The sequence below is a fragment of the Streptomyces sp. NPDC018026 genome, assembly GCF_044327745.1.
Taxonomy (GTDB): Bacteria; Actinomycetota; Actinomycetes; order Streptomycetales; family Streptomycetaceae; genus Streptomyces; species Streptomyces rubrogriseus.
Window position 1 is genome coordinate 316879 of the sequence record NZ_JBIRFY010000002.1, and the last position, 13923, is coordinate 330801.

11 protein-coding genes are annotated in these 13923 nt (G+C 73.4%); 8 read left to right on the forward strand and 3 right to left on the reverse strand.

The annotated features are described in order from the left end of the window. Window positions 1-15: 15 nt before the first annotated feature. Window positions 16-867, reverse strand: a complete 852-nt coding sequence (locus tag ACH4D3_RS07095) for a hypothetical protein (RefSeq protein ID WP_398317393.1) — start codon at window positions 865-867, stop codon at window positions 16-18. A 339-nt stretch (window positions 868-1206) separates the two neighbouring features. Here ACH4D3_RS07095 and ACH4D3_RS07100 point away from each other — a divergent pair, with 339 nt between their 5' ends. The 4 genes from ACH4D3_RS07100 to ACH4D3_RS07115 all read left to right on the forward strand — a co-directional run bounded on the left by ACH4D3_RS07100 (window position 1207) and on the right by ACH4D3_RS07115 (window position 8559). Further along, complete coding sequence (locus ACH4D3_RS07100) at window positions 1207-3858, forward strand: CocE/NonD family hydrolase (RefSeq protein ID WP_398317396.1); 2652 nt, start codon at window positions 1207-1209, stop codon at window positions 3856-3858. Then, window positions 3855-4754, forward strand: coding sequence for an ABC transporter permease (locus ACH4D3_RS07105; protein WP_398317399.1), 900 nt, complete (start codon window positions 3855-3857; stop codon window positions 4752-4754). The genes ACH4D3_RS07100 and ACH4D3_RS07105 overlap by 4 nt, the downstream gene beginning before the upstream one ends. A 147-nt stretch (window positions 4755-4901) precedes the next feature. Continuing rightward, on the forward strand, window positions 4902-6491 hold the full coding sequence (locus ACH4D3_RS07110) for a von Willebrand factor type A domain-containing protein (protein ID WP_398317401.1): 1590 nt from the start codon (window positions 4902-4904) through the stop codon (window positions 6489-6491). A gap of 139 nt (window positions 6492-6630) precedes the next feature. Further along, the gene (locus ACH4D3_RS07115) at window positions 6631-8559 is read left to right on the forward strand and encodes an AMP-dependent synthetase/ligase (RefSeq protein ID WP_398317404.1); all 1929 of its coding nucleotides are present in this window, start codon (window positions 6631-6633) and stop codon (window positions 8557-8559) included. A gap of 72 nt (window positions 8560-8631) precedes the next feature. On the opposite strand, the gene rdlB is transcribed toward ACH4D3_RS07115, so the two are convergent. Continuing rightward, entirely contained in the window at window positions 8632-9024 is a 393-nt protein-coding gene (rdlB, locus tag ACH4D3_RS07120; protein WP_398317407.1) for a rodlin RdlB, read from the reverse strand. Between the two features lie 262 nt (window positions 9025-9286). On the opposite strand from rdlB, the gene rdlA reads away from it, so the two are divergent. From rdlA to chpA, 3 genes are all read left to right on the forward strand, one after another. Beyond that, the gene (rdlA, locus tag ACH4D3_RS07125) at window positions 9287-9682 is read left to right on the forward strand and encodes a rodlin RdlA (protein WP_398317409.1); all 396 of its coding nucleotides are present in this window, start codon (window positions 9287-9289) and stop codon (window positions 9680-9682) included. Window positions 9683-9969: 287 nt separating this feature from the next. Further along, window positions 9970-10197, forward strand: a complete 228-nt coding sequence (gene chpD / locus ACH4D3_RS07130; RefSeq protein WP_064727947.1) for a chaplin ChpD — start codon at window positions 9970-9972, stop codon at window positions 10195-10197. Window positions 10198-10348: 151 nt separating this feature from the next. Beyond that, window positions 10349-11146: an LAXTG-anchored chaplin ChpA gene (gene chpA / locus ACH4D3_RS07135; protein ID WP_398317412.1), complete on the forward strand. Its 798-nt coding sequence runs from the start codon at window positions 10349-10351 to the stop codon at window positions 11144-11146. Window positions 11147-11230: 84 nt separating this feature from the next. Here the strand turns inward: chpA and ACH4D3_RS07140 are convergent, their stop codons facing one another. Continuing rightward, a complete protein-coding gene (locus ACH4D3_RS07140) occupies window positions 11231-12529 on the reverse strand; it encodes an ATP-grasp domain-containing protein (protein WP_398317415.1) in 1299 nt (432 codons plus the stop codon). 118 nt (window positions 12530-12647) lie between these two features. Between ACH4D3_RS07140 and ACH4D3_RS07145 the strand changes: the two genes are divergently transcribed. Further along, the gene (locus ACH4D3_RS07145; protein WP_398317418.1) at window positions 12648-13892 is read left to right on the forward strand and encodes a glycoside hydrolase family 26 protein; all 1245 of its coding nucleotides are present in this window, start codon (window positions 12648-12650) and stop codon (window positions 13890-13892) included. Window positions 13893-13923: the final 31 nt, after the last annotated feature.

The following is a 13923-nucleotide window of genomic DNA, read 5'->3' on the forward strand; positions in this document are numbered from 1 at the left end:
CACCTCCGCGTCTTCTCAGCCCTGCTCCAGACCGGCGTCCTTCACTTCCTGCGTGAGGTCACCGACCTGGTCGGCGGGCGGGGCGACGATGTCCTTCGTGGCGCCCCACTTGTCGAAGTCCATGGTGACCGTCATGGCGCCGAAGTCCTGCTTCAGGCGCACCGGCAGGTCCTTGGCGCCCACCCAGATCTCCATGGTGATCGAGCCTTCGCCGGCGGCGGAGTTGAGCATGCTGTCGTCGCCCTTGAAGACCTCCTTGAACTTGCCGAGGTCCTGCTCGTCCAGCACCGCGCGGTAGTGGGTCGCCGGCTTGCCGTTGACGGTCTCCTTGCCGAGATCGTCGACGTCACTGGCGTACTTGAGGCCCTTCATGGAGTTCGCCGGGCTGCCCTCGCCGCCGCCACCGGCCATCGTGGCGGCGCCCGACTCGCCGAACACGGCCGACCCGTCGATCTTCATCCACTCCTTGCCCGCGAGGGGGCCGGCGGGCTGCGGGTCGATGTCGTAGTAGTAGGCGCCGTCCACGAAGAGGGTGCGCACGGTCGGCGAGTCCGTGAGCTCCTGCAGCTGCGCGGCCTCGGTGTCCATCTCCACGTCGAGTGCGTAGCCGTCGCCCCAGGAGTACGTGCCGTCCGCGGTGACCGGCGCGCCGGTGCCCAGCTCGGTCGTCGTCCTGACCTCGGCGGAGCCCAGCTCCTCGGTCCGGTCGGTGGCCCGGCTGAGGGCCGCCATGATCGTGTCCGCCTTGTCCACGGCCTTGTCGGCCGTCTCCGCCGCCGTCTTCGCGCCCTCCGAGCCGCACGCGGTGGCCGTGACCATCGCGGCCGCCGTGAGCCCCACCCAGGCCGCGGTGTACTTCAGCTTCATGAGTCCCCGCCCATTGCTGCGTTCCTGTGGTTCATCTGTGCGACGGACTGTACCGGGGCCCACCGACATGCCCGTATGCCGGACGTCGGCAGTCTTTTCGCCCTCCACGTTGCGGTTCCCGTACCGCCGCGAGAAGCGGAACCGGACTGCCTCTCCTGCCGTTTCGGCGATCAAGGAGGCCGTTCGGCCGTGACCGGCCGCGGGGCGCGACCGCCCGCCGGACCCCACCGGCCTACCGCGCCCGTGGTACGCGGGAGCGGCCCCGTACTTCCGTGGGAGGGCCGCCGGTTCAGCCCCGGGGCGGCCCCCGTTGTCGGCGGCGGCCCGTACCGTTGACACATGGATCTTCGACTGCCCCGCGTGCGAGGGCTGCTACGGGGGCCGCGGCGGATGCTCTCCGCCGCGGCCGCCGTCGTCGTGCTCGCCGGCGCCGGGACGTGGACGGCCGTCGCCGGTGACGACCCGGCCCCGGTGCGCCGTGCCGACCGGGTCATGGCGGTGGGCGACGGCGTGCGCCTGGACACCTCGTACTTCACGGCGGGCTCCGGCGGCCGCCGCCCGGCCGTCCTGCTCGCGCACGGCTTCGGCGGCAGCAAGGACGACGTACGGGAGCAGGCCGAGGACCTCGCCCGGGACGGGTACGCGGTCCTCACCTGGTCGGCCCGCGGCTTCGGGAAGTCCACCGGGAAGATCGGGCTGAACGCGCCGGACGGCGAGGTCGCCGACGTGTCCCGGCTGATCGACTGGCTCGCGGAGCAGCCCCAGGTCGAGCTGGACGAGGACGGCGACCCCCGGGTGGGCGTCGCGGGCGGCTCCTACGGCGGTGCGGTCGCGATGCTCGCCGCCGGGCACGACACCCGGGTGGACGCCGTCGCCCCCGCCATCACGTACTGGAACCTGGCGGACGCGCTGTTCCCGAACGGCGTCTTCAAGAAGCTGTGGGCCGGCATCTTCGTCAACTCCGGCGGCGGCTGCGACCGGTTCGAGGCGGACCTGTGCCGCATGTACCAGCGGGTCGCCGAGTCCGGCAGGCCCGACGCCGAGGCGGTGAAGCTCCTCGAAGCACGCAGTCCGCAGGCGGTGGGGGAGCGCATCGAGGTGCCCACCCTGCTGATGCAGGGCCAGACCGACTCGCTCTTCCCGCTCGGCCAGGCCGACGCCGCGGCGAAGGCGATCCGGGCCAACGGCGCCCCCGTGGACGTCGACTGGATCGCGGGCGGCCACGACGGCGGCGACCTGGAGACCGACCGCGTCCAGGCCCGCATCGACGACTGGTTCGACCGCTACCTCAAGGACGACGAGGGCGCCGGCACCGGCCCGGCCTTCCGCGTCACCCGCACCGGAGGCGTCGACTCCACCGACGGACAGGCCCAGTTGCGCGGCGCGAGCGCCGACCGCTACCCGGGTCTGGCGAACGGACAGCGCTCCGTGCCCCTGCGCGGCCGCGAGCAGAGCGTCGACAACCCCGCCGGCGCCAACCCGCCCGCCGTCTCCGCCCTGCCCGGCATCGGCGGCGCCGGCGGGCTCTCCCAGCTCTCCTCGCTCGGCGTCGGCGTCTCCCTGGACTTCCCCGGCCAGTACGCCGCGTTCGAGTCCGCCCCGGTCGGCGACGACCTGCGGATCACCGGCTCCCCGACGGCCACCGTCCACGTCCGCTCCACCACCGAGGACGCCGTCCTCTTCGCCAAGGTGTACGACGTCGGCCCCGGCGGCACGACGCCCGTACTGCCCTCGCAGTTGGTGACCCCCGTGCGCGTCGAGAACGCCAGGGCGGGCAAGGACGTCACGCTCACCCTCCCGGCGATCGACCACGAGGTGGAGAAGGGCCACCGGCTGCGCCTGGTCCTGGCCTCCACCGACCTCGGCTACGCCTCCCCGGCCGCCCCGGCGACGTACACCGTCTCCCTCGAGGGCGACCTGAAGGTGCCCACCGCCCCCGGCGTGACCACCGCCGCCGCACCGCTGCCCGCCTGGGTGTGGTGGCTGCCCCTGGCCGGTGCCGCCCTCGCCCTGGCCCTGCTGTGGACGGGCCGCCGCCGCACCGCCGCACCGGCACCCGACCCCGCGCAGGCCGACGTACCCCTGCAGATCACCGGCCTGAGCAAGCGCTACGCCGGGTCCGCCGAGCGGTACGCGGTGCGGGAGCTGTCCTTCCGGGTGGAGAAGGGGCAGGTGCTCGGCCTGCTCGGGCCCAACGGCGCGGGCAAGACGACCACCCTGCGGATGCTGATGGGCCTGATCAAGCCGGACGAGGGCGAGATCAGGGTCTTCGGGCACGCCATCCGGCCCGGCGCCCCGGTGCTGTCCCGGGTCGGCGCCTTCGTCGAGGGCGCGGGCTTCCTGCCGCACCTGTCCGGCCGGGAGAACCTGGAGCTGTACTGGCGGGCGACCGGCCGCCCGCCCGAGGACGCCCACCTGGACGAGGCCCTGGAGATCGCCGGGCTCGGCGACGCGCTCGCCCGCGCGGTGCGCACCTACTCCCAGGGCATGCGCCAGCGCCTCGCCATCGCCCAGGCCATGCTCGGCCTGCCCGACCTGCTCATCCTCGACGAGCCGACCAACGGCCTGGACCCGCCGCAGATCCGCGAGATGCGCGAGGTGATGATCCGCTACGCGGCCGCCGGGCGCACCGTGATCGTCTCCAGCCACCTGCTGGCCGAGGTCGAGCAGTCCTGCACCCACCTCGTGGTCATGGACCGGGGCCGGCTGGTCCAGGCGGGCCCGGTCGCCGAGATCATCGGCTCCGGCGACACCCTCCTGGTCGGCACCGGCCTGCCCGTGGACGAACCGCTCGTGGACAAGGTCGCCGCCCTGCCCGGCGTGGCCTCGGTCGTGCACACCGACGACGGGCTCCTGGTCCGCCTCGACCCCGGCGGTACCGCGCCCGGCCTGGTCGCCGAACTGGTCCGGCTGGAGATCCCCGTGGCGTCGGTCGGCCCGCACCGCCGCCTGGAGGACGCCTTCCTCACCCTGATCGGAGGTTCCGCATGAGCACGCCCACCAAGCCGGCCACCACCGGGCCCGCGCCCGGACCGGCGTCGGCGTCCGACTCCGCGTACGGCTACCGGGCGGGCCGCACGCTGCCCCTGCGGGTGGAGCTGGCGCGCCAGCTCAAGCGGCGCCGCACCCTGGTCATGGGCGCGATCCTCGCCGTGCTGCCGTTCGTGCTCGTCGTCGCCTTCGCGATCGGCGGCGAGCCGGAGGGCCCCGGCGACCGCATCACCCTGATGGACACCGCCACCGCCTCCGGCGCCAACTTCGCCGCCGTCAACCTCTTCGTGTCGGCGGGCTTCCTGCTGGTCGTCCCGGTCGCCCTGTTCTGCGGGGACACCGTGGCCTCCGAGGCGAGCTGGTCCTCCCTGCGCTACCTGCTCGCCGCGCCGGTGCCGCGGGCCCGGCTGCTCGCCTCCAAGCTGGCCGTCGGGCTGGGGCTGAGCCTGGCCGCGATGGTGCTGCTGCCGCTGGTGGCGCTGGCCGTGGGCACCGTCGCCTACGGCTGGGGGCCGCTGGCCATCCCCACGGGCGGTTCGCTCGCCCCGGGCACGGCCGCCCAGCGCCTGGTGGTGGTCGTGGCGTACATCTTCGTGTCCCAACTGGTCACCGCCGCGCTCGCGTTCTGGCTGTCGACCAGGACCGACGCACCGCTGGGCGCGGTCGGCGGCGCCGTCGGCCTCACCATCGTCGGCAACGTCCTGGACGCGGTGACCGCGCTCGGCGACTGGCGCGACTTCCTGCCCGCGCACTGGCAGTTCGCCTGGGCGGACGCCGTACAGCCGAACCCGGAGTGGTCGGGCATGATCCAGGGCACGGCCGTCTCGGTAACGTACGCGCTGGTGCTGTTCGCCCTGGCCTTCCGGGGTTTCGCCCGCAAGGACATCGTGTCGTAGGTCAACGGAGGATCACCCACCGGTCTCGGCGGGCCGCCCCCGTGCCCGCTTCGAGACACAGCCGTAACACCCCGTGCCGCACGTTTCGCCCCGCCGCCCCGTCACAGTCACGTACACCGGCGCCGAACAAGCACAGGGGGACGGACGATGAACCGGTACGGGACCGACGGGAAGCGGGGGCGGCGCGGCGCGACCGCGCTGCTCGCGCTCACCCTGGCGGGCGGGCTGCTGCTCACCGGCTGCGGGGGAGACGACGACGCGTCGAGCGGGGCGAAGGACACCACGTCCGACTCGCGGGGCGGCTCGGCCCCGATGCCCGCGCCCGACCGCCCGCGCGGCGAGGGCGAGCAGCGCCACGACGGCGGGACGAGCAGCGGCGAGGACGAGAAGAACGGCGACTCCCGCGAGATCGCCCCCGACCCGGACTACCTGTCCACCTTCGCCCTCGACGTCGACACCGCCTCCTACGGCTACGCCCGCCGCACCCTGTCCGAGGGCCGGCTGCCCGACCCGTCCACGGTCCGCCCCGAGGAGTTCGTCAACAGCTTCCGCCAGGACTACGACCGCCCGGACGGCGACGGCTTCTCGGTGACCGTGGACGGCGCCCGCACCGACGACGAGGACTGGTCGCTGGTCCGCGTCGGCCTGGCCACCCGCCCCGCCGGGCGGCAGAGCGAACGCCCGCCGGCCGCCCTGACCTTCGTCATCGACATCTCCGGTTCCATGGGCGAACCCGGCCGCCTGGACCTCGCCCAGGAGGCGCTCGGCACCATGACCGACCGGCTGCGCGACGACGACTCCGTCGCGATCGTCACCTTCAGCGACGAGGCCGAGACCGTCCTGCCCATGACCCGGCTCGACGACCACCGCGACCGCGTGCACGACGCGATCGACGGCCTGGAGCCGACCGACTCCACCAACCTCGGCGCGGGCATGGAGACCGGTTACGAGACCGCCGTCGAGGGCCGCCGCGAGGGCGCCACCAACCGCGTCGTCCTCGTCTCCGACGCCCTCGCCAACACCGGCGACACCGACGCGGACACCATCCTCGAACGCATCGCCACCGAGCGCCGCGAACACGGCATCACCCTCTTCGGCGTCGGCGTCGGCAGCGACTACGGCGACGCCCTGATGGAACGCCTCGCCGACCAGGGCGACGGCCACACCACCTACGTCTCCACCAGCGAGGACGCCCGCGAGGTCTTCTCCGAGCAGCTCCCGCGCAACATCGAGCTGACCGCGCGCGACGCCAAGGCCCAGGTGGCCTTCGACCCGGAGACCGTCGCCGAGTTCCGCCTCGTCGGCTACGACAACCGCCAGGTCGCCGACGAGGACTTCCGCGACGACCGCGTCGACGGCGGCGAGGTCGGCCCCGGCCACACGGTCACAGCGCTCTACGCCGTCCGCACCAGGCCCGGCGCCGACGGCCACCTCGCCACGGCCACGGTCCGCTGGCTCGACCCCGACAGCCGCACCCCGCACGAGGAGTCCGGCGACGTGGAGAGCGACGCCCTCGACGAGTCCGTCTGGGAGTCGGGCCGCGGGCTGCGGGTCACGGCGACCGCGGCCTACTTCGCCGACGCGCTCCGGTCCTCGGGCGGCGACGGCGGCTCCCTGCCGGGCGCACCGGGCCTGTCCGAACTCGCCGAGCGGGCCGACGGCCTGGCGGACCGCACGGAGGACGGGGACGTGCGGGAACTGGCCGAGGCGATCGAGGAGGCGAACCGGCTGGCCTGACCCGGCGGGGCGGGGGCGGCGGTGCGCCCATTGACGTTTCCTTACGCGCGAGTAAGTTTACTGCGAAGTAAGTTCGTAGCTGGGTTCGCAGCCGAGCACACGCGACAGCGCAGCAGTCCGACCGCGACCGGGAGCCGTCATGGGCGTACGCAGGGACCTGAAACGGGCGAGAGAGAGCGGCGGCCTGGCCTCCCGCACCAGGACCGAGACCGTCCGGGACGCGGACGGCACCGTCCGCGAGGCCCGCACCACCGCCCTCGCGTCCCGCCCCGCCACGGGCAGCACCGCCGACATCCCGTTCACCAACGCCGCCGAGGCCCCCGGCGCCGTCGTCCTGCGCCGCGAGGTGGACGGCGCCTGGCGGCCCGTCACCGCCGAGGCGTTCGCCCGCGAGGTCACCGCCGTGGCCAAGGGGCTGATCGCCGCCGGCCTGGAACCCGGCGGCCGGGTCGCCGTCATGTCCCGCACCCGCTACGAGTGGACGGTCCTGGACTTCGCGATCTGGGCGGCCGGCGGCCAGAGCGTCCCGGTGTACGCCACCTCCTCGGCCGACCAGGTCGAGTGGATCGTCCGCGACTCCGGCGCCCGGTACGCCGTCACCGAGACCGCCGCCAACACCGCCACCGTCCGGGCCGGCACCGCCGACCACCCCGAGCGCCCGCATGTGTGGGAACTGGACGCCGGCGCGCTCGCCGACCTCACCGCCCTCGGCCGGGGCGTGAGCGACGAGGAGGTCGCCAAGCGCCGCACCGCCCTCACCCCGGACACGGTCGCCACCGTCTGCTACACCTCCGGCACCACCGGCCGCCCCAAGGGCTGCGTCCTCACCCACGCCAACCTGCACGCCGAGGCCGCCAACACGGTCGAGCTGCTGCACCCGATCTTCAAGGAGGTCACCGGCCAGACCGCCTCGACCCTCCTCTTCCTGCCGCTGGCCCACATCCTGGGCCGCACCATCCAGATCTCCTGCCTGCTGGCCCGCATCGAGATCGGCCACTTCCCGAGCATCAGACCCGACGAACTGCGCCCCGTGCTCAAGTCGTTCCGCCCGACCTTCCTGGTCGGCGTCCCGTACCTGTTCGAGAAGATCCACGACACCGGCCGGGCGACCGCCGAGAAGATCGGCCGCGGCGCCTCCTTCGAACGCGCCCACCGCCTCGCCGTCCGCTTCGGCGGAGCGCACCTGGACCGCTTCCTGGGCCGCGGCAAGGGCCCCGCCCCCGGCCTGTGGGCCGGCTGGGCCCTGTACGACCTGCTGGTCTACCGGCGGGTGCGCAGGGAACTGGGCGGCCGGATGCGCTACGCCATCAGCGGCGGCTCCCCGCTGGAGAGCGAACTCAACCTGTTCTTCTACGCCGCCGGAATCATGATCTACGAGGGCTACGGCCTGACCGAGACCACCGCGGCCGCCACCATCGTCCCGCCGCTCGGCCCCCGCCCCGGCACCGTCGGCCCGCCGGTCCCCGGCACCGCCGTGCGCATCGCGGACGACGGCGAGGTGCTCGTCAAGGGCGGCATCGTCTTCGGCGCCTACCGGGGCAACCCCGAGGCCACCGACGCGGCCCTCACCGACGGCTGGTTCGCCACCGGCGACCTCGGCTCCCTCGACGCCGACGGCTACCTCGCCATCACCGGCCGCAAGAAGGACCTCCTGGTCACCTCCGGCGGCAAGAACGTCTCCCCGGCCGTCCTGGAGGACCGCCTGCGCAGCCGCCCACCCGTCGCCCAGTGCCTGGTCGTCGGCGACAACCGGCCCTTCGTCGCCGCCCTGATCACCCTCGACCCGGACGCCGTCGCCCACTGGCTGGCGGTGCGCGGGCTGCCCGCCCGGACGCCGATGTCCGAGGTCGTACGGGACGAAAGGATGCGCGCGGACGTCCAGAAGGCGGTGGACCACGCCAACGCGGCCGTCTCCCGGGCCGAGTCGATCCGCGCCTTCCGGCTGGTCGAGGGCGAGTTCACCGAGGAGAACGGCCTGCTGACCCCGTCCCTGAAGGTGAAGCGGCACGCGGCCGTCGCGGCGTACGCGGACGACATCGAGGCGCTGTACGCGACACCGGGCCGCTGACCCGGGCCCCGGCGCCCGGGCATGCGAAAGGGCGGGCCACCGATGTGCTCGGCGGCCCGCCCCGGGGCGATGTCAGCGCTCGCCGTTGGAGGACAGGATCGAGACGTCCTCCAGGAGGTGGGCCAGCGCACCGTCGCGCTTGGCCTGCGTCGAGTTCTCGGCGCACTGCTGGTTCATGTCGTCGCCCAGGACGTTGAGGTCCTGGATCGGCACGAGACCGATGACACTGACCGGGATGTCGCTGACCGCGATGCACGGCTTGTTGAACGAGCCCTGGATGAGCGCCATCTGCGGGCTCATGTTGCCCGTGGTCATCGAGTTGCCGAAGTACTGCGAGGCGCCGTTCCCGTTGGCCGAGACGGGCCCGCTGTCGTCGCCGATCGCCATCGCCTGCGGGGCCGCGGCAGCGGAGGCGCCCATGACGGAGGCGGCGATCGCCGCGTAGGCAACTACCTTCTTGATCACTGGCCAGTCCTTTCTGAGGAAACCCCGTCCACCGGAGCTCACTGGTCAACTCCGTGGGTCCGGCCGGGTTTCTCCCGTTCACTCCGTCGGCGGACAACGGGAAATGTGTACGGGTCCGCGTTTGCCCCCGGAATTCCGGGGATTTTTGCGGTGATTTTGAGATCCCGTGCGGGCCAACCGGGTGAACGCCCGCAACCAATCATCGCGCATCGGGTTGATGAGGCCGTAGGACAGTGCGTCGCTACGACGAAAGGAACGCGAAGTGCTCAAGAAGGCAATGGTCGCCGCGGCGGCTGCCGCTTCTGTGATCGGCATGTCGGCTGCCGCCGCTCCCCAGGCCCTGGCCATCGGGGACGACAACGGGCCGGCCGTGGCCAACGGCAACGGCGCCACCTCGGCGTTCGGCAACTCCGCCACCGAGGGCGACATGAGCCCCCAGCTGTCGCTGGTCGAGGGCACGCTGAACAAGCCGTGCCTCGGTGTCGAGGACGTCAATGTCGCCGTCCTCAACCTCGTGCCGATCCAGGACATCAACGTCCTGGCGGACGACCTGAACCAGCAGTGCGCGGACAACTCCACGCAGGCCAAGCGTGACGGCGCCCTGTCGCACGTCCTCGAGGACCTGTCGGTGCTGTCGGCGAACGGCGAGGGCCGCTGAGCCCAGCCCCGCCCGGTACGGGCGGCCCACTGACTTCCGCGTGGGCCGCCCGGCCGTGAACGGGACGGGATTTCGCCGGGGAGCGGAACGACGTCGTCGCTCTCCTGGGGGAACGGCCGGACCGGATCGTGAGGCATTCGAGTGAATTTCGGGGTGTCCCACGTTCGTCGGTTTCCCCGGCCGTCAATTCCTCGTTTGCAGGCTGCAGGTCATGGTGCGAGCCGTCAATGCTGTGCTCGCGCGGTTTCGGCCGTCATTCAGGCATGACCGCAGAGAAGGGAAAGTTCATGAAGAAGAGCGCTGCTGTCGTCGCGGGCGCGATCATGGCCCTCGGCATGGCCGCCCCGGCCTTCGCCGACGCCGGCGCCGAGGGTGCCGCCGTAGGCTCCCCGGGCGTCCTGTCCGGCAACGTCATCCAGGTTCCCGTGCACGTTCCCGTCAACGTGTGCGGCAACAGCATCAACGTCGTTGGTCTGCTGAACCCGGCGTTCGGCAACGAGTGCGAGAACGACTGACGTCGTTCCGCACCGACCGGCTGCGTCACGGCCGGCCTTGGCCAACTCGTTTGGTTCGGGGCCGGCTTTTCCCCTTTCTGCAGCCCGTCCCCCCGGAGTGCGCTCCGGCGATCTCTCATCTCTCATCTCTCCAAGCAGGAAGACAACCAGAGTGCGACAGACCCTGAGCAGGGGGATGGTCGCGGCTGCTGCCGCGACGGGCATCCTTTCCCTGTGCGGCAGCCCCGCCCTTGCCGACTCGCATGCGGACGGGGCCGCCACGAACTCGCCGGGCGCCGTGTCCGGCAACGCCCTTCAGGTCCCCGTCGACGTGCCCGTGAACGCCTGCGGCAACACCGTCGACGTGATCGCCGCCCTGAACCCGGCCTTCGGCAACGAGTGCGAGAACACCTCGGACGAGAAGACCGACGGCAACGGCGGCGGATACGGCGAAGACGCGTCGGACGCCTCGTCCTCGTCGGCGTCCTCGTCGTCGGGCTCGTCCTCGTCGTCCGGTTCCCACGCGGACGGCGCGACCGAGGGCTCGCCCGGCGTCGAGTCCGGCAACACCACGCAGATCCCGGTCGACGTGCCGGTCAACCTCTGCGGCAACACCGTCGACGTGATCGCCGCGCTGAACCCGGTCTTCGGCAACCAGTGCGAGAACGACGCGGAGGAGCCCCCCGGCTACGGCGAGGAGGAGCCGCCGCCCCCCACCACGCCGCCCGGCTACGGCGAGGAGGAGCCCCCGCCGCCCACCCACGAGGAGCCGCCGCCGTCCTACGGCGAGGAGGAGCCCCCGCCGCCGTCCGAGGAGGAGCACACCCCGCCGGCTCCCCCGACGGAGCAGCCGCCCGTCCTGGCCGAGACCGGCAGCGAGGGCACGCTGGGCGCCGCGGCCGCCGGTGCCGTGCTGATCGCGGGCGGAGCGATCCTGTACCGCAGGGGCCGCGCCCTCACCGGCCGCTGACCCCACCCGCCACCCCGACGCCCCCGGCGGCCCGCACGGGCCGCCGGGGGCGTCGTCGTCGCCTCCGCCCCGGGTGCGCGCGGCTCAGTGGCTGCGCGCCCGGTCCCCGTCTGGGCGGTCGGCGTGGTCCGCCGGTGGAGCGGAGGCCTGGCGTACGACGCGGGCGCCGGACGGGGCCGAGGCGGCCGGCCGGGTGCCGCCCCGGCGCACGCGGTCCCGCAGCCGGGCGCCCACGTGGCGGCCCCACAGGGCCCACAGTGCCCGGCCCGGCGCCCGGTCGTCCCGGGCGTGCCAGGCCAGCTCGCGCCCCCCGTGCCCCTCGCGGGCCGGACGCAGTGCGCTCAGCGGCGCGTAGTTCTCCACCACGAACGCCCGCCCCGGCCGCGGCGCCCCCTGCGGCAGCGGGCGGTGGGTCAGGTCCAGGTGCAGGGCCCGTACGACGTCCAGTCCGGCGGTGTCGGCGAAGAGCCGGAACTGGGCGCCGGGGCGCGGATTGAAGTCGAGCAGGTGATAGCGGCCCGTCGTGCCGCAGCGACGGAAGTCGAGGTCGAAGACGCCCCGGTAGCCCAGCTCCGCGGTGACCCGCTCGGCGAGCGCCCGCACCTGCGGGTTCGGTGTCCAGCGGCCCACCGCCGTCAGACCGGCGCCGCGCGGCCTGGCCCGCGTCTTGCGGCCGGGACCGCCCGCCCGGACCGCGCCGAAGCGGTCGGCGTACCCGTGGAAGAACCAGTCCCGGTCGGCTCCCGGCGGCAGGAACGCCTGGAGCAGCAGCCGGCTGCCCGCCTCCTCGGCCCGCAGGTACAGCTCCCCGGCCTCCCGCGTCGAGCGCACCAGCACCGTGCTGCGCAGCCCGCCGCCCGGGGGCACCAGCCAGGGGCGGCTCCACTTCGCCACCACCGGCAGGCCCAGCCGCCACGCCGCACGCGCCGCCTCCGCCGCGCCGTCCGGGACCAGCGTCTCGGGGTGCGGGACGTCGAGGGACGCGCACACGGCGGCCAGCTCCGCCTTGTCGGCCACGCGTGCGGGCAGTTCGCCCGGCTGGTCGGGCAGCAGATACCAGGGGGCCAGCTCCGCCCGCGCCCGGCCCACCGCCACGGCACACGCGTCGTCCATCGGAATCAGCACGGCGGGCCGCGTGATCCGTGCGGCGACCCGGCGCAGCGCCGCCGCGATCTCGGCGGGCGGCGCGCCGGGCGGCGGCGGGGTGTGCAGCCCGCTCAGGTAACGGGAGGCGCGGACCGGGCTGTCCGCGCAGTCGGCGACCACGTGCACGTCCACCCCCGCGCGGCCGAGCGAGCGCACGGCACCCAGCGTTCCGTGGTGAAAGGGGTTCCGGTCGATCCGCAGCAGAACGGCGGGGACACGGGTGTCGAACAGCGACACGGGAGACTTCCTCACTCGAAAGCCGTACCAGCGATGGCGTGACGGCATCTCATATGACTGGGTGTCAATAACGGGGAGCGATTCACGGCGAGAACCAGTGAGACCGAAGGAGGCCGGTATGGCCGCACGGCAGTCACGGACCCGGTCCGGGCGGCGTCCGGCGCGCGCCGCGGCGGCGGCGATCGCGGCGGCGGCGTTCCTGGCCGCGGGCCCCGGTGCCGCGGCCGGCGAACCGGCCGCGCCCGACCCGGGACCCAGAACCGGTACCGGCCCCAAGTCCGCCCCCGCCTTCGGCGCGTACCTGGACTACGGCCCGCGCGGCGTGGCCCGGATGGCCGCGCTGAGCCACTGGCTGGGCGGCGCCGAACTCCGCGTCGGCCACACCTACCTGCCCGGCGACCGCTGGAGCAACATCGAGGGCGCCCCCGGCTTCCTCGACGTGTGGGCCGACTGGCGCACCCGCAAGGCCGACCGGATGCTCGTCCTCAACGTGCCCATGATGGAGCGCAACGAGGAGCACGTCGACGACGACGAGGTGCGCGACCTGCTGCGCCAGGGCGCCGCCGGACGCTTCGACCACCACTTCCGCGCCCTCGCCGAACGCCTGGTCGCCCTCAAGGTGCCGGACACGGTCCTGGTGCTCGGCTGGGAGATGAACGGCACCACCTACACCCACCGCTGCGGACCGGACCCCGAGGCGTGGAAGACGTACTGGAACCGGATCGTCACCACCATGCGCGCGGTGCCCGGCCAGAAGTTCCGGTTCGACTTCGCGCCGAGCCGCGGCCGGGACGCCGTGCCCTGGACGCAGTGCTACCCCGGCGACGCCACCGTCGACATCATCGGCATGGACTCCTACGACCAGCCGCGCGGCATGTCCTTCGACGAACAGGTGAAGGAGCCGTACGGGCTCCAGGCGCACGTGGACTTCGCCAAGGCGCACGGCAAGCCGGTCTCCTACCCGGAATGGGGACTGTTCCGCAACGGCGACAACGCCGCCTACATGCGGCGCATGCTCGCCTGGATGGACGAGCACAAGCCCGTGTACAACACGGTCACCGACTACTGCCCGCACGGCGTGTGGCAGTGCGACGACAATCCCCGCTCCACGGCCGTCTACCGGTCCGTGCTCTTCGGCCGCACCGAGGAGCCCGAACCGACGGCCCCGACACCCCCGGAGCCCACCACGCCCACCACTCCCACCCCGCCCGCGACTCCCACCGCGCCGCCGGTGCCCCCGGTGCCCTCCACCGTGCCCGAGCCCCCGGCCGGCTGCTCGCCGCTGGAGCTGGGCGACTGGGTCGAGTACTGGCTCGGCGGGAAGCTGTGCATGCGCCTGGACTGGTACGCGCGGGACGAGTAGCGGCGGGCGGAGGGTGCCGCGAGGGCGGCCG